Raw genomic sequence first — 17,413 nt, forward strand, 5'->3', positions numbered from 1 at the left:
GAGCGATGAATCACGCCGAAGCATTCGATCCGGTCGTCTACCTGAACGGCGAGTGGGGGCCGCTTTCCGAAGCGCGCATTCCCGTGCTCGACCGCGGGTTCATTTTCGGTGACGGCGTGTATGAAGTCGTGCCGCTGTACGCGCAAGCCGATGGCGCGCGCCTGCCGTTTCGCCTCAGGCAGCATCTCGCGCGCCTGAATCGCAGTCTCGGCAAGATCCGCATCGACAATCCGTTCGATGATTCCGGTTGGCGCGGGCTGATCGATCGCGTGATCGAAGCGAACGCCGGCTCGGGCGATGCGCTCGTCTACATTCAGGTGACGCGCGGCGTCGCGAAGCGGCGCGGCCACGCGTTCCCGGCGGGCATCACGCCGACCGTGTTCGTCATGCTCGGCCAGCTCGTGTTTCCGAGCGCGGCGGATCGCGCGCGCGGCGCGGTCGCCGTGACCGCCGAAGACAAGCGCTGGCTGCATTGCGATATCAAATCCGTGTCGCTGCTCGGCAACGTTTTGATGGCGCAGCACGCCGCCGAAAACGACGCGCTCGAAACCATCCAGTTGCGCGACGGCTTGCTGACCGAAGGGTCGTCGTCGAACGTGTGGGTCGTGAAGGGCGGCACGCTGCTGGGCGCGCCGCGCGGACCGCGCATTCTGGAAGGCATCCGCTACGGATTGATCGAGGAGCTGGCGCACGAAGCGGGCATTGTCTTCGAGGAGCGCGATATCACCGAAGCCGAATTGCGTTCCGCCGATGAAATCATGATCAGCTCGGCGACCAAGGAAGTCATGCCGATCACGACGCTCGACGGCAAAAGCGTCGGCGACGGCAAACCCGGCCCGGTCTATGCTGCACTGTACGACGCCTATCAGCGGGCCAAAGCGCGCGAGTTCGCGGAGGAAGCCGCGCGTGCCAAATCAGGCACGAAGTGAAGGAGAAAGCCATGACCGACAAGCCACAATCCACCGATCCCACCGACAGCGCGAAGCACAGCGCCGACGAACTTTTCGACTTTCCCTGCGATTTCCCGATCAAGGTGATGGGCAAGTCGCATCCGGAATTTCACGACACGATCGTCAGCGTGCTCAAGGCGTTCGACCAGGATTTCGACGCGTCGCGCGTCGAGTCGCGGCCGTCGTCCGGCGGCAACTACACGGGACTCACGTGCACGGTGCGCGCGCAGAATCGCGCCCATCTCGACGATATCTATCGCGCGCTCACCGGCCATCCGATGGTCAAGGTAGTGCTTTGAGCTTGCCCGCGAGCGCATCGCACACCGCCGGCGTGCGCTCGTAGAGCAGCCTGAACTGCTCGGCTTCATCGAAAATCCAGTCCCTGAATGCCTGCACGCGCTTCGTCTGAAGAAGCGCCGTCGGGCACACGAAGTAGTATTTCCACGGGCTCGGGCCGTCGACATTGAAAAGCCGCACGAGCCGCCCGGCGCCGATTTCCTGCATCGCGAGCGAGCGCCGTACGAGCGCGATGCCTTGGCCGTCGATGGCCGCCTGCAGCAGATTCGACGAATCTTCATACAAGACGCCGCGTTTCGGCTCGGGCACATCCGTGAGACCGGCCGCGTCGAACCACGGGCGCCAGAGCTCGTCGTCGGAGCGCAAGAGCGGCAGCGTCGCGAGGTCACGCGGCGCGCGCGGCAACTCGCCGCCACGGAAATTCGGCGCACAGGCAGGAAAGAACACTTCGTCCATTAACTCCTCCGCGTGCAGGCCGGCGTACTTGCCGAAGCCGAAGCGGATCGCCACGTCCGCGTCGTCGCGATGGAAGTCGATCAGCGCGCTTGTCGTCAGCAATTCCAGATCGATGTCCGGATGCTGCTCGATGAACCTGCCGACGCGCGGCGTCAGCCAGCGTGCCGAAAACGACGGAATCGTCGACACGATCAGCCGCCGGTCGCGGTCGCCCGAACGGATGCGGCGCGTCGCTTCCGCCAGTGCGACAAGCGCCGCGCGCACTTCGCCGGCGTATTGCCTGCCGCGATCGGTCAGGCGCACGCGCTTGCCGTCGCGCGCGAACAGCGACACGCCGAGCTCTGCTTCCAGCGCGCGAATCTGATGACTGACCGCGCCGTGCGTGACGAAAAGCTCGTCGGCGGCGCGGGAGAAGCTCTCGTGACGGGCGGCGGCTTCGAAGGCGCGCAGCGCGTTCAGGGCGGGAAGCTGGCGGAGGTCCATGTGGATTGTCGGCGTTGTCGTTGTCAATACGGCTCACATAGCAGTGAAAATTGATCGTTTTGCCTGATGCCTTGCCACGCCTAGGATTGTAGTCATCGAAACGTTCCCAGGCGGAGTGGATCATGCGAGAAATATCAACAAGCGTCACCTTTGAAATCAAGCCCGGCGAAACCGTGCCGATGCGCATCGCACGCGGCACGAAGCTTTCGGTGAACGGCGGCCCCGTGTGGGCGACGCGCAGCAACGACATCGAGGATTACTGGCTCGTTCCCGGTGACACCCTCAAACTGCGCGAGCGCGAGCGGCTCTGGCTGTCCGTCGAGGGCGACCGTCCGGCGTATGTCGTCTTCACGATCCTGCCCCGTTGCGACGAACGCGCGATGCACTGGCTTTCGACGCGCATCGAGCGCCTCGCGCGGCGCTTCGGTTCGGGCTGGAGGACGGTCTGAGCGGGTTTGACGCCAACTATTCGAAATTGCCATCGAAGGCATGCGAATTCACCATCGGCGGGCATGGGGCTATTTCGGTAAACTACCGGCACCATGTCCGCCACACCGCTCGCAGCCCCACAAGAAATTCACGACGCGCCCGACACCGTGCTCAGTTCCGGTGACTATCCGGTCGCGTTGCGCTGGCGCGGCCTCGAGCCGTATGGCCAGAGTTTCGACGCGATGCGCGCTTTTACCGACGCCCGCACGCCCGACACGCCCGACGAAATCTGGCTCGTCGAGCATCCTCCCGTCTTCACGCTCGGCCTCGCCGGCGATCCGGCGCACCTTCTTCTCGCCGGAAGCGGCATTCCGCTCGTCAAAGTGGATCGCGGCGGACAGATCACGTATCACGGACCGGGGCAGATCGTCGCTTATCTGCTGATTGATTTGCGCCGTCGGAAGCTGATGGTGCGCGAGCTGGTGCGCCGCATCGAAGAGGCCGTGATCGAAACCCTCGCCGCGTATAATCTGGCGACCGATCGCAAGCCCGGCGCGCCTGGCATTTACGTGGCGCGGCATCCTCATGGCGCGAACGATCGTATGCAAGCGCATGAAGGCGCGAAGATCGCCGCGCTCGGACTCAAGATTCGCAACGGCTGCAGTTATCACGGCGTGAGCCTGAACGTGGACATGGACTTGCAGCCGTTCCTCGCTATCAACCCGTGCGGCTACGCGGGACTCGAAACGGTCGACATGGCGACGCTCGGCGTCGCGGCCGACTGGCGCGACGTAGCTCTCGTGCTGGCCGAACGGCTGGCACTTCAAATCGGCGGCCTTCCCGCAACTGCCGCTGCAACAACCGGATCGACCGAATGACTGACGCAACCGCAAACCTGGCCGGCGACGCCGCTGCTTCTTCCTCGTCGCCTTCTGCTTACGACGCCACTGCCAAGCAGAAGGCGCAAGCGAAGACGTCGCGCATTCCGATCAAGGTCATTCCGATCGAAAAGCTGAAAAAGCCGGAGTGGATTCGCGTGCGCACCGCGACGGGCAATTCGCGCTTCAACGAGATCAAGAAGATTCTGCGCGAGCACAGCCTGCATACGGTGTGCGAGGAGGCGAGCTGCCCGAACATCGGCGAATGTTTCGGCAAGGGCACCGCGACGTTCATGATCATGGGCGACAAGTGCACGCGCCGCTGCCCGTTCTGCGACGTCGGCCACGGCCGCCCCGATCCGCTCGATCCGGAAGAACCGATCAATCTCGCGCGCACCATCGGCGCGCTGAAGCTGAAGTACGTGGTGATCACGTCCGTCGATCGCGACGATCTGCGCGATGGCGGCGCGGCGCATTTCGTCGAATGTATCAAGCATGTGCGCGAGCATTCGCCGGAGACGCGCATCGAGATTCTGACGCCGGATTTCCGCGGCCGGCTGGATCGCGCGATCAATATCCTGACCGCCGCTCCGCCCGATGTGATGAACCACAACCTCGAAACGGTGCCGCGTCTTTACAAGGAAGCGCGACCGGGTTCGGATTATCACCATTCGCTGAAGCTGCTGAAGGACTTCAAGGCACTGCATCCGGAAGTCGCGACGAAGTCGGGCCTGATGGTCGGCCTTGGCGAGACAGAAGAGGAAATTCTTCAGGTGATGCGCGACCTGCGCGCCCACGACGTTGACATGCTGACGATCGGTCAGTATTTGCAGCCGTCGGAGCACCATTTGCCGGTGCGGGCTTATGTGCATCCGGATACGTTCAAGATGTACGAGGAAGAGGCGTACAAAATGGGCTTCACGCATGCGGCCGTCGGCGCGATGGTGCGGTCGAGCTATCACGCGGATGAGCAGGCGCATGGGGCGGGGGTGGTTTGATCTGCCGCTGGCGGTGGATTCGAGCAAAACCCACGGGCGACCGTGGGTTTTTTGTTGGCCGGATGCTATCGACCATTCGGGTAAGTCGTCCAAGTCGTGTTGCTTTCGAGGTGGTCTCGAGGAGAAGAGGGCAGTACTTTTTCATAGGGTCCCACCATGAGTGAGCAAGAGATGCGGTCCGAGTTGGTGCTATACGCAACCGAGGCAATGGTCGAATGAGCCAGGCGTCCATGAGCACAATGGTGGCGGAGTTGTACGAGAAATTCGACGCGACTCGACGCAAGCTAGAAGCACGCGACGCCGACGATGCAGATCTGCGTGAGCTCGAAGCAATCGATAAGCAACTGAGAAATCGGAACAAAGATTCGGTCTGACCGCTCACGTCCGTCCAGATCGCCAGACGCCACCATTCCGGATTTCCAGAAACTCAGATTCCACCTAATAGTTCACTCGTAGAATTTCAATCAAATCAACGACTTACAAATATCGAAACCTGGCATCGCCCTTGCGATAAAAGCGGCACGGCCACCGAGCCGCCCATAAAAGTTTAGGAGACAAGCCGATGACCCCTCTCGCATCCCAACGTCCCTGAATCCCGTCGACGAAGCGGCTATCGCTTACGCGGCGCGATTCTCTCGTGCGCCTCCCACAGAAGCATCGCGCACTGAAAAAGCGTCCACGCTCGCCGCTGGCACCCTTCCGCCAACTGCCTGTCATTGCCTGGAACCATCGTGAAAAAACCTCTCCATAAAGTCCTGTACGTGCAGGTGATCGTCGCCATCATCATCGGCATCGCGCTCGGGCACTTCTATCCGGCACTCGCCACCGACATGAAGCCGCTCGGCGACGCATTCATCAAACTCATCAAAATGGTGATCGGGCCGATCATCTTCTGTACCGTCGTGACCGGCATCGCGGGCATGGAGGACATGAAGAAGGTCGGGCGCGTCGGTGGCAAGGCGCTGCTCTACTTCGAAATCGTGTCGACGTTCGCGCTGGTCCTCGGCCTCGCCGCGACGCACATCCTGAAGCCCGGCGTCGGCTTCAACGTCGATCCGGCCACGCTCGATCACAAGGCCATCGATTCCTTCGCGACGAAGGCGCACGGTCAGAGCACGGTCGATTTCCTGATGCACCTCATCCCGGACACGCTCGTGTCGGCGTTCGCGCAAGGTGAAATCCTCCAGATCCTGCTGATCGCGCTGCTGTTCGGCTCGGTGCTCGCGCATATCGGCGAGCGCGGCAAGGTCGTGACGAACTTCATCGAAGGTCTGTCGAGCATCCTGTTCGGCATGGTCGGCATCATCACGAAGCTCGCCCCGATCGGCGCGTTCGGCGCGATGGCGTTCACCATCGGCAAGTACGGCATCGGCTCGCTCCTGCCGATGCTCAAGCTCATCGGCACGTTCTATCTGACGTCGATCGTGTTCGTCGTGTTCGTGCTCGGCGCGATCGCGCGCATGGTCGGGTTCTCGATCCTGAAGTTCGTCGCGTACATCAAGGAAGAGATGCTGATCGTGCTCGGCACGTCGTCGTCGGAAGCCGCGCTGCCGCAACTGATGCTCAAGCTCGAAAAGCTCGGCTGCTCGCGCTCCGTCGTGGGTCTCGTCGTGCCGACCGGCTATTCGTTCAACCTCGACGGCACCAACATCTACATGACGATGGCCGTGCTGTTCATCGCGCAGGCGACCAACACGGACCTCACGTGGGGCCAGCAGTTGACGCTGCTCGCTGTGACGATGCTCACGTCGAAGGGCGCGAGCGGCGTGACCGGCGCGGGCTTCATCACGCTCGCGGCGACGCTCGCCGTCGTGCCGACGATTCCGCTCGCGGGCATGGTGCTGATTCTCGGCATCGACCGATTCATGAGCGAGTGCCGCGCGCTGACGAACATCGTCGGCAACGGCGTGGCGACGGTCGTCGTGTCGGCGTGGGAAAAAGAGCTCGACCGCAGCAAGCTGAAAGCGGCGTTGTCCCGCGATGTCGACGTGACCGACCCCGAAGAAGCGAAGTCGGCCTAAGCACGTCCGGCAATCGGACGACGCGATCATGCAAGCGGCGAAGCCTCAGTCTGCGAGTGCTTCGCCGCAGCCGTCTGCGGCGTCCTCGAAGTCTTATCCCGAAGGCGCGTATGACACAATGACAGATCCTCATCTGCGGGAATCTGCTCACGTGACGCGCCGCATCCTCGTGTTCTTCGCGCTCTTCGCCGCGCTCGTGGCGTGCTGCGCGCTCACGTGGCAAATCGCCTGGCGAAGCGGCATCGACGAGCTCAGGCTCAATGCCGCCGCGCGCGTGGATCGCACGACGAACACGCTCAAGAGCACGCTGGACCGTTACGAATATCTGCCGTATCTGCTGTCGCGGCATCCGGTCGTGCAGGACGCGCTCGATCATCCCGATCCGGCCAACGTCGAACGCGCGAATCGCTATCTCGAAGACCTCAACGCGCGCGCGCATGCGACCGTCACGTATCTGATCCGCGCGAACGGCCTCTGCGTGGCCGCGAGCAACTGGAACGGCGCGGACAGTTTCGTCGGCGTCGACTATAACTTCAGGCCATATTTCGTCGATGCGATGAAAGGCGGCGTCGGCCGCTTCTTCGGCATCGGCACGATCTCGACGGAACCGGGCTATTACATCTCGCAGCCGGTGCATCGGGAAAATGAGCGCGACGGCACGAAAGAGATCATCGGCGTCGCGGTCGTCAAGCTCAATCTCGAATGGCTGCAAGGCGCCGATGCATCCGAGCCGCTCATCGTCACCGACGATCACGGCGTGATTTTTCTGTCGTCGGTGCCGGCGTGGAAATATCACACGGTGCGGCCGCTGCCGCAGAACATCGAAGCGTCCGTCTACGCGACGCGCCAGTACGCGCAGCAGGCGATCACGCCGCTGCCGATGACCATCGTGAAAACGCTCGAAGGCGGCGCGCAGATCGTGCGCGTCGGTGGCGGGCGGGACGGACGCCATGCGCCGGCCTATCTCGCGACGCATCGCTCGATCGGGGAACCCGAGTGGCAGCTGATCACGATGGCCGCGCTCGATCCCGTCGAAAGCGCCGCGCAGAACGCGGTCATCGTCACGGCGCTCGTGTTCGTTTCGCTGTGCCTGCTCGCGTTCTACTGGCGTATGCGGCGCACGCGCGTGCGCGACATGATCCGCAGCCGCGAATTGCTGCAGACCGCCTATGCGGAACTGAATCAGCGCGTCGCCGAGCGCACGGCGGACCTGTCGGAAGCGAACGCGCAACTCATCAGGGAAGTGAACGAGCGCACGCGCGCCGAACAGGATTTGCGCGCCGCGCACGACGAACTCATTCAGGCGAGCAAGCTCGCCGCGCTCGGCCAGATGGCGGCCGGCATCACCCACGAGCTGAATCAGCCGCTCGCCGCGCTGCGCAGTTTCTCCGACAACACGCGCGTGCTGATCGAGCGCGGCGATCAGGCGGCGGCGCGCGAGAATCTGGAAGCCATCGCGTCGCTGACCGAGCGCATGGGCAACATCACGAATCAGTTGAAGCTCTTCGTCACGAAGGCGCGGCCGAAGAACGCGCGCGCGGACATTGGGCGCGCGCTGCGCAACGTGTTCTCGATGCTGCGTCCGCGCATGAAGAACGTCGCGATCGATGTCGCGCCGGCACTCGCCGAGGGCGCCGCGCCGATCTTCGCGCGCTGCGAGGATCTGCGGCTGGAGCAGGTGTTCATCAATCTGATCGGCAATGCGCTCGATGCGGTCGCGTCGTGCGACAGGCCGCGTATCGTCGTCGAACTGGACGCGCGCGATGACGCGGTCGAGATCGTCGTGCGCGACAACGGTCCCGGCATTCCCGCCGACGCGCTGCCGCGCCTTTTCGAGCCGTTCTTCACGACGAAGGAAATGGGGCACGGCCTCGGTCTCGGGCTCGCGATTTCATCGGCGATCGCGCGCGATTATGGCGGCTCGCTCGTCGCGCGCAATCGCGTCGCACCGATCGTCGCGGACGGTCCCGAAGGCGGCACGCAAGCCGACGCCGACGGCTCGTACGGCGCAGAATTCATATTGACGCTGCGCCGCGCGTAACCCATCGCTGGAGTAACACATGAGCACCGGTTTGCAGGTGATCTTCATCGAAGACGACGAACTCGTGCGTCGCGCGAGCGTGCAGAGCCTTCAGCTCGCGGGCTTCGACGTGACGGGGCACGGAAGCGTCGAATCCGCCGCGCGCGCGATCGACCCGGGTTTCCCGGGCGTGATCGTGAGCGATATCCGCCTGCCCGGCGCGAGCGGCCTCGATCTGCTCGCGCAATGCCGCGAGCGCGCGCCTGAAGTGCCGGTCATTCTCGTCACCGGCCACGGCGATATCTCGATGGCCGTGCAGGCCATGCGGGACGGCGCGTACGACTTCATCGAAAAGCCGTTTGCCTCCGAGCGATTGATCGAAGCGGTGCGCCGCGCGCTGGAGCGCCGCTCGCTCGTGCTCGAAAATCAGGCGCTGCGGCGCGAACTCGCGGGGGCGGGACGCAGCCGCATCATCGGACGCAGCTCGGCGATCGAGCAGGTGCGGCGGCTGATCGCGAACGTCGCGCCGACGGACGCCTCCGTGCTCATCAACGGCGATACCGGCGCGGGCAAGGAACTGATCGCGCGCAGCTTGCACGAGATGTCGCCACGCCGCGACAAGCCGTTCATCGCGGTGAATTGCGGCGCGTTGCCCGAGCAGATGTTCGAATCGGAGATGTTCGGCTACGAGGCGGGCGCGTTCACTGGCGCGCAGAAAAAGCGCGTCGGCAGGCTGGAGGCGGCGTCGGGCGGCACGCTCTTTCTCGATGAAATCGAGAGCATGCCGCTGTCCTTGCAGGTGAAGCTGCTGCGCGTGCTGCAGGACGGCGTGCTGGAGCGGCTCGGCTCGAATCAGCCGGTGCGCGCGAATCTGCGCGTCGTCGCGGCCGCGAAGGGCGACATGAACGAGCACGTCGCCGACGGCACGTTCCGTCGCGACCTGCTGTATCGGCTGAACGTCGTGACGATCACGCTGCCGCCGCTCAACGAGCGTCGCGAGGATATCGTCCCGCTCTTCGAACACTTTCTGCTCGATGCCGCCGTGCGCTACGAGCGGCCCGCGCCGCTCATCACCGATCGTCAGCGCGCGGAACTGATGCAGCGCGACTGGCCCGGCAACGTGCGCGAGCTACGCAACGCGGCGGATCGCATGGTGCTCGGCATTCTGGATGACGGCGGCGCGGCGTTGCTCGATACCTCGACGCAATCGCTCAAGGAACGCGCCGAGCAGTTCGAGCGCGTGGTGATCGCGCAGGCGCTGGAGCAGTGCGGCGGCGCGGTCGCGGTGGCGGCGGACCGGTTGCAGCTCGGCAAGGCGACGCTGTACGAGAAGATCAAACGATATGGAATCGTCGTGAAGGGCGATTCCGACCGCTCATGAAAAACGCCCGCTGACGCGGGCGTTTCGTTTGTGCCGTGTCGGGCTCAGGCGGCCGAACCGAGCGCCTTGTCGAGCAGTTGATCCAGCTCCGCGAAGGTCGGCTCGCCGACATAGCGCTTCAGAATCTTGCCGTTCTTGTCGATGACGAAGGTCGTCGGCGTCAGTTGCACATTGCCGAACTGCTTCGCGGCGCTGCCGTCGTCCATCGCGACCTTGAACGGCAGGTTGCGCGTCTGCGCGTAGTTGCTCACGTACATCGGCGCGTCGTAGTTCATCGCGACCGCAACGAACTCAAGGCCGCGGCCCTTGAACTTGTTGTACGTGTCGATCATCTGCGGCATTTCCTTCATGCAGGTCTCGCAGCTCGTCGCCCAGAAGTTGACGAGATAGACCTTGCCCTTGAGATCGCCCGACGTCGAAATCTTTTGTCCCGAAAGCAGCGTGAACGTGGCGTCGGGCGCTTTCTGCTGGCCGCCGAAGGCGAAATACCCCGTACAGGCGATCACGCCCGCGACGAGTGCCATGACGATATAGCGCAGCGGGCTCTTGGCGCGCGGGGATGTGTCTTGCGTGGCTTGGGACATGTCGAACCTCGGAATGCTCTCCGGCTGAACGGAGACTGCCGCATATTTTAGCGCCAATTTCAGGATGGGTTCGTGACGCGCCGATAAGCCCGGCATCGCGGCGCGATAATGATGGTTTTCACGCATCCGCCTGTCATGAAACGAGCTTTCACCCTTTTTCGTCTGAAAAATATCGCGCGCGCCATGCTGTGTGCATCGGTCGCGTGCGGCGCGCTGCTCGCGTGCACGCCGTCATACGACTGGCGCACCGTAATGAATAACGACGATGGTTACGAAGTCACGCTGCCGGCCAAGCCGCGTTCGGACGAAAGGAAGATCGACATAGCCGGCCAGTCGATGACGATGCGCATGCAAACCGCCGAAGCCGGCGATGCCGTGTTCGCGGTCGGCACCGTCGTGCTCCCGAGCGCCGATCCGGCCTTGCAGCGCGCGACGCTCGACTATCTGCAGCAAGGCCTGGCGCGCAACGTCAACGCAAAGCCCGAAGCACGCGCGACGCAGTTCGACCTGGCGGCGGGCGGCCGTGTGGCGGGCAGCGAGATGAGCCTGAAAGGAGAGAGCGGCGCGAAACGCGAAGCCCGAACGATCCAGGCGCGCTTCGTCGCGCGGGGCACGCATGTCTATCAACTCGCGATCGTGTCAGACAAAGCGCCCCCTCAAGAGCAGGCGGATCAGTTCTTTACGTCCTTCAAACTCTTTTAGAGGAAGGCCTCGAATTCAGCGATTACTGACTTAAGAAACGCCTTAGGCCATTCTGAAGAAGCAAAGTTTCTTCGTAAGTTAACGCGCTAATTCACGGATTCGTATGGACTTTTTCCACTATCCACAATGTCTGTGGATAACTATGTGGAAAACAGTGTGCGGTAGCGTCCAAAAGCCCGTTTCATACGGTTTACGTTACTTTGCCTTCGTTCGCGGCAAGTTAAATAATTCAATAAAATCAATAATCTGTGAAATGAGTGCAAATCAGGGCGTTGGCTGGACGGAAAAGCGGCGCGGATCGCTTCAGTGTGCATAAGTCAAGTCTTGACAAGCTCGTTTCGCACAAGCAGGCCGCGGACCGGCCATCTGCTCAGGCTTCACGCGGTCGCGAGCGCTCTGCGGTACTGCACCGCTTCGGCAACGTGAGAGACGTCGGGCATCTCCGAGCCGGCGAGGTCCGCGATCGTGCGCACGACCTTCAGCACACGGTAGTACGCCCGGGCCGACCAGCCGAAGCGCTCGCCCGCCGCACGCAACAAAGCCTCGCCGGTCGGGTCGGGTCGGCAGACGTCGTCGGCTTCGCGGCCATTCAACTCGCGATTGATTTTGCCCTGACGTTGCGCCTGTATGTCGCGGGCGGCCGCGACGCGCGCCGCGACCACGGCGCTCGATTCGCCGCGCTCCGCGCCGCGCGCCGACAGTTCCGCGGGCGATAGCGCCGGCAGTTCGATCTGAATATCGATGCGGTCCATCAACGGCCCCGACAACTTGCGCAGATAACGGGCGGCGACGTCGGGCGAGCAACGACAGCGCCCGCCCGGATCGCCGCGCCAGCCGCACGGGCACGGATTCATCGCTGCAACGAGCTGGCACGCGGCGGGAAAGTCCGCCTGCTGCGCGGCGCGTGAAATCGTGATCTGCCCGACTTCGAGCGGCTCACGGAGGGTTTCGAGCACTTTGCGATCGAATTCCGGGAGCTCGTCCAGGAAGAGGACCCCGAGATGCGCGAGCGTGATCTCGCCGGGCTGCGGCGGATTACGCCCGCCGACGAGCGCCGCCGCGCTCGACGAATGATGCGGCGCGCGAAACGGCCTGCGCCGCCACTGCTCGGGCGTGAAGCCGACCGCGCTAGCGGAGAGGATCGCGGCGGAGGTGAGCGCTTCGTCGTCGTTCATCGGCGGAAGCAGTCCCGGCAGACGCGCGGCAAGCATCGACTTGCCTGCGCCGGGCGGGCCGACCATCAGCAAATGATGACCGCCGGCCGCCGCGACTTCGAGCGCGCGCCGCGCCGCCGGATGACCGATGACGTCCGCGAGATCGGCGGACGACGCGGCCATCGGCGGAAGTGTCACGGCTTCGATCGGCCGCAGGCGCGCATCGGGCACGCCGTTGAGATGAGCGCAAAGCGTCGGCAAGTCCGCCGCGCCGAAAACGTCGATGCCGGGCACGAGCGCCGCCTCCGCCGCGCTCGCAAGCGGCACGTAGATTTCCGGGACGCGTGCGCTGGCCTCACGCATCGATGCGTAGTGGCGCGCCGCGCCGCAGACCATCGCGAAGGCGCCGCGCATCGGGCGCAGCGCGCCGGTCAGCGACAGTTCTCCCGCAAACTCGCGATGCTCGAGCGATTCGGCCGGAATCTGCCCGCTCGCGGCCAGAATGCCGAGCGCGATCGGCAGATCGAAACGGCCGGATTCTTTCGGCAGATCGGCGGGCGCGAGATTGACGGTGATTCGGCGCACGGGAAAGTCGAAGCCGCAATTCTGCAGCGCGGCGCGCACGCGCTCGCGGCTTTCGCGAACTTCGAGATCGGGCAAACCGACGATGGAAAACGACGGCAACCCGTTGGCGAGATGGACTTCGACGACGACTTCGGGCGCGCGCCCAGGAGCGGGCGCGCGGCTGCGTACCACGGCAAGCGACATGATTTCACCTGAAACGGCGCTCCGATTGCGCCGGCAATAAAACTAGAAACTCACGGCTCGCTAGCCGAGGTGTGCGAAAGGGCGCTTCTGGCGCCTTCAGTCTTGCGCGGCGGAGCCTCCGCCAGCCGCGAGACGCTGCTCCAGTTGCGCGACGCGTTTTTCGAGTTCTTCAAGACGGGCGCGGGTGCGCACGAGCACCTGCGTCTGCGTGTCGAATTCCTCGCGCGTGACGAGATCGAGCTTCGAGAAGCCTTGCGACAGCATCGCCTTCATGTTCCGTTCGACATCTTTCGCGGGCGAGTTCTTGAACAGTTCGCTCATCTTCTGCTGCAAGTCGTTGAACACGTCGTTGGGCTGCTTCATCGTTTCTCCCTTCTTGCACAAATAAAGTGCATTCATTGTTAGGTCAGTGCCCCGAAATATCGAATGTTCGAAATTGGTGCGCGCCGCCTGGCGACAGCCGCGCACATCGAAGCACCTTTGAGGCGCCGCATTTTAGCGCTGCCGCGCCTTCGCGCTGTCCGCCCATGCCCTTTTTACGGGACCTCCAGACCACTCTAGCAACGAACCTACCCCGACGCCAGCACACGAGACGCACGTTGGCCGTTCGGCCGACCCTTCGAACGAAGGTTTGTGAAAAACGCGCAAACCCGCATGAATGCTCGCTTGGCATACGAGTTGCATAAATGGCGCGCGGCTTTTCAGCACGCTTCTCTGAGCGGCCCGGCAGGGCGGACGTGGCGGTAACACCCAGCGCATCCCGCTTTAGAAGGCATCGAAGGACCACACCATAGCGAGAGGGATATATGAAGCTCATTACCGCAATCATCAAGCCGTTCAAGCTGGACGAAGCGCGTGAAGCGCTGTCGGCCATCGGCGTCTCGGGCATCACGGTGACCGAGGTGAAAGGCTTCGGCCGGCAGAAAGGGCACACCGAGCTTTATCGGGGCGCGGAGTATGTCGTCGACTTCCTGCCGAAAGTGAAGATCGAAGCGGCCGTGTCGGACGACATCGTCGATCAGGCGATCGAAGCCGTCGAACGCGCCGCACGCACCGGGAAGATCGGCGACGGCAAGATTTTCGTCACCGCGATCGAGCAGGTCATCCGCATCCGCACCGGCGAGACCGGCGCCGACGCGCTCTAAGAAGAAACAGGCGACGAATTTTAGCGATAAGAGGAACCAGAAGAATGCGTAACTTTTTGATGTCACTGTGCATGGCGGGCGCGTTGATCGGCGCGAGTGCCGGCACCGCGCTCGCCCAGGATGCGTCCGCGCCAGCCGCGGCCTCGGCGCCTGCATCGTCGGAAACCGCCGCAAGCGCGCCCGCAAGCGCCAACACGGCGATGGCGTCGTCGGCGGAAGCCGCCGCGGCCGCTTCCGGTGCTTCGGACGCCGCGCCCGCCGCGCCGACCGAGCCGTTCATGGTCGATTCGTCGAAGATCAACTCCGGCGACACCGCGTGGATGCTGACCTCCGTCGCACTCGTGCTGTTCATGACGATTCCCGGTCTCGCGCTCTTCTACGCCGGCATGGTCCGCAAGAAGAACGTGCTCGCCACCGCGATGCAGAGCTTCGCGATCTGCTGCCTGATCACGATTCTCTGGACCGTCGTGGGCTACAGCATCTCGTTCACGCCGGGCGGCTCGTTCATCGGCGGCTTCTCGCGCGTGTTCCTGCACGGTGTGGCCTACATCAAGGGCGACAAGGCGACGACGCTCAGCGTGAGCCATCTCGCGTCGACGATTCCGGAGTCGGTCTACTTCGCGTTCCAGCTGACCTTCGCGATCATCACGCCGGCGCTGATCACCGGCGCGTTCGCCGACCGCATGAAGTTTTCGTCGATGCTCGTGTTCATGGCGCTGTGGTCGCTGCTCGTCTACTCGCCCATCGCGCACATGGTCTGGGAACCGAGCGGCTGGCTCGCATCGGCGGGCGTGCTCGACTTCGCGGGCGGCACGGTGGTTCACATCAACGCCGGTATCGCGGGCCTGATGTGCTGTCTCGTGCTCGGCAAGCGCGTCGGCTACGGCCGTGAAGTGATGGCGCCGCACAATCTCGTGCTCTCGCTGATCGGCGCATCCATGCTGTGGGTCGGCTGGTTCGGCTTCAACGCGGGTTCCGCGGTCGCCGCCGATGGCCGCGCCGGCTTCGCGATGCTCACGACGCAGATCGCCACCGCGTTCGCGGCGTTCGGCTGGATGTTCGCGGAGTGGATCACGAAGGGCAAGCCTTCGGTGCTCGGCATTATTTCGGGCGCGGTCGCGGGTCTGGTGGCGGTGACGCCGGCTTCGGGCTTCGTCGGCGTGACGGGCGCGATCGTGATCGGCATCGTCGCGGGCGTGATCTGCTTCTGGTCGGCGACGTGGCTCAAGCACAAGTTCAACTACGACGACTCGCTCGATGCGTTCGGCGTGCACGGCGTGGGCGGGGTCATCGGCGCATTGCTGACGGGCGTGTTCGCAGTGAAGGACATCGGCGGCTTCGATGGCAGCATCCTCGTGCAGGCGAAGGGCGTGGTCGTCACGCTGGTCTACGGCGGCGTCGTGAGCTTCATCCTGCTCAAGGTCATCGACATGACGATGGGCCTGCGCGTCACCGAAGAACAGGAACGCGAGGGTCTCGACGTCACGTTGCACGGCGAGCACGTCGAATAACGATTTCGCCGCAACCCGCGCGTCGCGAGAGGGCGCGGCGGTTCGGCCAAGCAACGAGCGCAGCGACTTTGCCCGCCTTCGAAGGCGGGCATTTTTTTGGCTGATGCGTTTTCGCGGATTTCGCCGGGCGCGGGACTGAAAGTATCGCGCGAATAGAGGGAATCGCACGCGAGCGCCGTGCGTCAAGGGCCGGGAAACCTTGTCGATTGGCGGTTCATCCCCAGTTAGGCAAAGCAATTGCTCTACAATCTTTCCCTCCCGGTGTCGACCAGAGTCGGCGCTGGCCCCACGCAAAGCTCGCGAGAAATTCATGGTTCCGCACTTAGTTACGGCGTTAAGTGGCCCGCTGCTCGACCTCGAGCGGAAAATTCTCGAGGCCATGCCTGCTATCGAGCGGTGGTTCCGGCTCGAATGGCAAGAGCACACGCCGCCGTTTTACTGTTCCGTCGACCTGCGCAACGCGGGGTTCAAGCTCGCGCCCGTCGACACCAATCTCTTCCCAGGCGCCTTCAACAATCTGCCGCAGGAAGTGCTGCCGCTCGCGGTGCAGGCGGCGATGGCGTCCATCGAGAAGATCTGCCCCGACGCGAAGAATCTGCTCGTCATTCCCGAGCGCCACACGCGCAACGCCTTCTATCTGGAAAACGTCGCGCGGCTCGCGCTGATCATGCGGCAGGCGGGGCTGCACGTGCGCTTCGGCACGCTCGACGAAAACATTCACGGCCCGGTGACCATCGCGCTCGCGGATGGACAAAAGATCGTGCTGGAGCCGCTCGAACGCACGCCGCGGCGTCTCGGACTCAAGAACTTCGATCCCTGCTCGATCCTGCTGAACAACGATCTGTCCGCCGGCATTCCGCCCGTGCTGGAAAATCTGCACGAGCAATATCTGCTGCCGCCGCTGCACGCGGGCTGGGCCGTGCGCCGCAAGTCGACGCATTTTGCCTGCTATGACGACGTCGCGAAGAAGTTCGCGAAGATGGTCGAGATCGATCCGTGGATGGTGAATCCGTACTTCGCGCACGTCGAAGGTGTCGATTACGAAGCGCGCACGGGGGAGGAAGCGCTCGCGGAAGCCATCGACGGCGTGCTCAAGAAGATCGCGAAGAAATATCGCGAGTACGGCATCAGCGAGCGTCCGTACGTCGTGATCAAGGCGGACGCCGGCACCTACGGCAAGGGCGTGATGACCGTGCACGACGCGAGCGAGGTCGCCGCGCTGACCAAGCGCGAGCGCACGAAGATGAACGACGCGAAGGAAGGCCTGCAAGTCCACGACGTGATCGTGCAGGAAGGCGTGCACACCTTCGAGCGCGTCGAGGATGCGGTCGCCGAGCCGGTGGTGTACATGATCGACCGGTATGTGGTCGGCGGGTTTTATCGCGTGCACGAGTCGCGCGAACGCGACCAGAATCTCAATGCGCCGGGCATGCATTTCGTGCCGCTCGGTTTCGAGCACACGGCGCTGCCCGACACGCACGCGAAGCCCGGCGCCGCGCCGCCGAACCGCTTCTACATGTATGGCGTGGTGGCGCGGCTCGGGCTGCTGGCGGCGTCGGTCGAGCTCGAAAAGACCGATCCTGAAGCCATTCAGGTGTGATCAGGTGTGAAAACGCGGCTTGCGGTAAGCTCGCAG

17 protein-coding genes are annotated in these 17,413 nt (G+C 63.5%); 13 read left to right on the forward strand and 4 right to left on the reverse strand.

What is annotated here, in order from left to right; all coding sequences use genetic code 11:
- Window positions 1-5: 5 nt before the first annotated feature.
- Entirely contained in the window at window positions 6-929 is a 924-nt protein-coding gene (locus tag AWB75_RS01705; protein ID WP_061122326.1) for a D-amino acid aminotransferase, read from the forward strand.
- An 11-nt stretch (window positions 930-940) separates the two neighbouring features.
- Window positions 941-1,249 (forward strand): DUF493 family protein, encoded by a 309-nt coding sequence (locus AWB75_RS01710; RefSeq protein ID WP_061122449.1) that lies wholly within the window; start codon window positions 941-943, stop codon window positions 1,247-1,249.
- Here AWB75_RS01710 and AWB75_RS01715 read toward each other — a convergent pair.
- Window positions 1,233-2,186, reverse strand: a complete 954-nt coding sequence (locus AWB75_RS01715; protein WP_061122327.1) for a transcriptional regulator GcvA — start codon at window positions 2,184-2,186, stop codon at window positions 1,233-1,235. The genes AWB75_RS01710 and AWB75_RS01715 overlap by 17 nt on opposite strands.
- Before the next feature lie 122 nt (window positions 2,187-2,308).
- Here AWB75_RS01715 and AWB75_RS01720 point away from each other — a divergent pair, with 122 nt between their 5' ends.
- From AWB75_RS01720 to AWB75_RS01745, 7 genes are all read left to right on the forward strand, one after another.
- Window positions 2,309-2,635 (forward strand): DUF2917 domain-containing protein, encoded by a 327-nt coding sequence (locus AWB75_RS01720; protein WP_061122328.1) that lies wholly within the window; start codon window positions 2,309-2,311, stop codon window positions 2,633-2,635.
- A gap of 93 nt (window positions 2,636-2,728) precedes the next feature.
- Window positions 2,729-3,493 (forward strand): lipoyl(octanoyl) transferase LipB, encoded by a 765-nt coding sequence (gene lipB / locus AWB75_RS01725; RefSeq protein ID WP_061122329.1) that lies wholly within the window; start codon window positions 2,729-2,731, stop codon window positions 3,491-3,493.
- Window positions 3,490-4,491 (forward strand): lipoyl synthase, encoded by a 1,002-nt coding sequence (lipA, locus tag AWB75_RS01730; RefSeq protein ID WP_061122330.1) that lies wholly within the window; start codon window positions 3,490-3,492, stop codon window positions 4,489-4,491. The genes lipB and lipA overlap by 4 nt, the downstream gene beginning before the upstream one ends.
- A gap of 215 nt (window positions 4,492-4,706) precedes the next feature.
- Window positions 4,707-4,865: a hypothetical protein gene (locus tag AWB75_RS37565; RefSeq protein ID WP_159462762.1), complete on the forward strand. Its 159-nt coding sequence runs from the start codon at window positions 4,707-4,709 to the stop codon at window positions 4,863-4,865.
- Window positions 4,866-5,222: 357 nt separating this feature from the next.
- On the forward strand, window positions 5,223-6,512 hold the full coding sequence (locus AWB75_RS01735) for a dicarboxylate/amino acid:cation symporter (RefSeq protein ID WP_061122331.1): 1,290 nt from the start codon (window positions 5,223-5,225) through the stop codon (window positions 6,510-6,512).
- A gap of 28 nt (window positions 6,513-6,540) precedes the next feature.
- Window positions 6,541-8,553, forward strand: a complete 2,013-nt coding sequence (locus tag AWB75_RS01740) for a sensor histidine kinase (protein WP_407642108.1) — start codon at window positions 6,541-6,543, stop codon at window positions 8,551-8,553.
- Between the two features lie 19 nt (window positions 8,554-8,572).
- Window positions 8,573-9,913 carry a sigma-54-dependent transcriptional regulator gene (locus tag AWB75_RS01745; RefSeq protein ID WP_061122332.1) on the forward strand — a complete coding sequence of 447 codons (1,341 nt, stop codon included), beginning with the start codon at window positions 8,573-8,575 and terminating at the stop codon, window positions 9,911-9,913.
- Window positions 9,914-9,957: 44 nt separating this feature from the next.
- Here AWB75_RS01745 and AWB75_RS01750 read toward each other — a convergent pair whose 3' ends face one another.
- Window positions 9,958-10,497, reverse strand: a complete 540-nt coding sequence (locus AWB75_RS01750) for a peroxiredoxin family protein (RefSeq protein WP_061122451.1) — start codon at window positions 10,495-10,497, stop codon at window positions 9,958-9,960.
- A gap of 135 nt (window positions 10,498-10,632) precedes the next feature.
- Here AWB75_RS01750 and AWB75_RS01755 point away from each other — a divergent pair, with 135 nt between their 5' ends.
- On the forward strand, window positions 10,633-11,199 hold the full coding sequence (locus tag AWB75_RS01755) for a hypothetical protein (RefSeq protein ID WP_235011926.1): 567 nt from the start codon (window positions 10,633-10,635) through the stop codon (window positions 11,197-11,199).
- Between the two features lie 377 nt (window positions 11,200-11,576).
- Here AWB75_RS01755 and AWB75_RS01760 read toward each other — a convergent pair whose 3' ends face one another.
- Both AWB75_RS01760 and AWB75_RS01765 read right to left on the reverse strand, forming a co-directional pair.
- Window positions 11,577-13,121, reverse strand: a complete 1,545-nt coding sequence (locus AWB75_RS01760; RefSeq protein WP_061122334.1) for a YifB family Mg chelatase-like AAA ATPase — start codon at window positions 13,119-13,121, stop codon at window positions 11,577-11,579.
- Between the two features lie 96 nt (window positions 13,122-13,217).
- Window positions 13,218-13,484, reverse strand: a complete 267-nt coding sequence (locus AWB75_RS01765) for an accessory factor UbiK family protein (protein WP_061122452.1) — start codon at window positions 13,482-13,484, stop codon at window positions 13,218-13,220.
- 443 nt (window positions 13,485-13,927) lie between these two features.
- Between AWB75_RS01765 and AWB75_RS01770 the strand changes: the two genes are divergently transcribed.
- The 3 genes from AWB75_RS01770 (at window position 13,928) to gshA (ending at window position 17,377) form a co-directional block, all read left to right on the forward strand.
- Entirely contained in the window at window positions 13,928-14,266 is a 339-nt protein-coding gene (locus AWB75_RS01770) for a P-II family nitrogen regulator (RefSeq protein ID WP_014190273.1), read from the forward strand.
- 44 nt (window positions 14,267-14,310) lie between these two features.
- Entirely contained in the window at window positions 14,311-15,777 is a 1,467-nt protein-coding gene (locus AWB75_RS01775) for an ammonium transporter (protein ID WP_061122335.1), read from the forward strand.
- Window positions 15,778-16,087: 310 nt separating this feature from the next.
- Entirely contained in the window at window positions 16,088-17,377 is a 1,290-nt protein-coding gene (gene gshA, locus AWB75_RS01780; protein WP_061122336.1) for a glutamate--cysteine ligase, read from the forward strand.
- Window positions 17,378-17,413 lie beyond the last annotated feature (36 nt).

Source organism: Caballeronia catudaia (genome assembly GCF_001544755.2).
Taxonomy (GTDB): domain Bacteria; phylum Pseudomonadota; class Gammaproteobacteria; order Burkholderiales; family Burkholderiaceae; genus Caballeronia; species Caballeronia catudaia.

Excerpts from the sequence above, each read along its gene's own strand:
- AWB75_RS01750 (WP_061122451.1), bottom strand. The coding sequence starts at position 10,497 with ATGTCCCAAGCCACGCAAGACACATCCCCGCGCGCCAAGAGCCCGCTG.
- AWB75_RS37565 (WP_159462762.1), top strand. The coding sequence starts at position 4,707 with ATGAGCCAGGCGTCCATGAGCACAATGGTGGCGGAGTTGTACGAGAAA.
- AWB75_RS01770 (WP_014190273.1), top strand. The coding sequence starts at position 13,928 with ATGAAGCTCATTACCGCAATCATCAAGCCGTTCAAGCTGGACGAAGCG.
- gshA (WP_061122336.1), top strand. The coding sequence starts at position 16,088 with ATGGTTCCGCACTTAGTTACGGCGTTAAGTGGCCCGCTGCTCGACCTC.
- AWB75_RS01740 (WP_407642108.1), top strand. The coding sequence starts at position 6,541 with ATGCAAGCGGCGAAGCCTCAGTCTGCGAGTGCTTCGCCGCAGCCGTCT.
- AWB75_RS01745 (WP_061122332.1), top strand. The coding sequence starts at position 8,573 with ATGAGCACCGGTTTGCAGGTGATCTTCATCGAAGACGACGAACTCGTG.
- AWB75_RS01765 (WP_061122452.1), bottom strand. The coding sequence starts at position 13,484 with ATGAAGCAGCCCAACGACGTGTTCAACGACTTGCAGCAGAAGATGAGC.
- AWB75_RS01775 (WP_061122335.1), top strand. The coding sequence starts at position 14,311 with ATGCGTAACTTTTTGATGTCACTGTGCATGGCGGGCGCGTTGATCGGC.
- AWB75_RS01715 (WP_061122327.1), bottom strand. The coding sequence starts at position 2,186 with ATGGACCTCCGCCAGCTTCCCGCCCTGAACGCGCTGCGCGCCTTCGAA.
- lipB (WP_061122329.1), top strand. The coding sequence starts at position 2,729 with ATGTCCGCCACACCGCTCGCAGCCCCACAAGAAATTCACGACGCGCCC.
- AWB75_RS01760 (WP_061122334.1), bottom strand. The coding sequence starts at position 13,121 with ATGTCGCTTGCCGTGGTACGCAGCCGCGCGCCCGCTCCTGGGCGCGCG.
- AWB75_RS01755 (WP_235011926.1), top strand. The coding sequence starts at position 10,633 with ATGAAACGAGCTTTCACCCTTTTTCGTCTGAAAAATATCGCGCGCGCC.
- AWB75_RS01705 (WP_061122326.1), top strand. The coding sequence starts at position 6 with ATGAATCACGCCGAAGCATTCGATCCGGTCGTCTACCTGAACGGCGAG.
- AWB75_RS01710 (WP_061122449.1), top strand. The coding sequence starts at position 941 with ATGACCGACAAGCCACAATCCACCGATCCCACCGACAGCGCGAAGCAC.
- AWB75_RS01720 (WP_061122328.1), top strand. The coding sequence starts at position 2,309 with ATGCGAGAAATATCAACAAGCGTCACCTTTGAAATCAAGCCCGGCGAA.
- lipA (WP_061122330.1), top strand. The coding sequence starts at position 3,490 with ATGACTGACGCAACCGCAAACCTGGCCGGCGACGCCGCTGCTTCTTCC.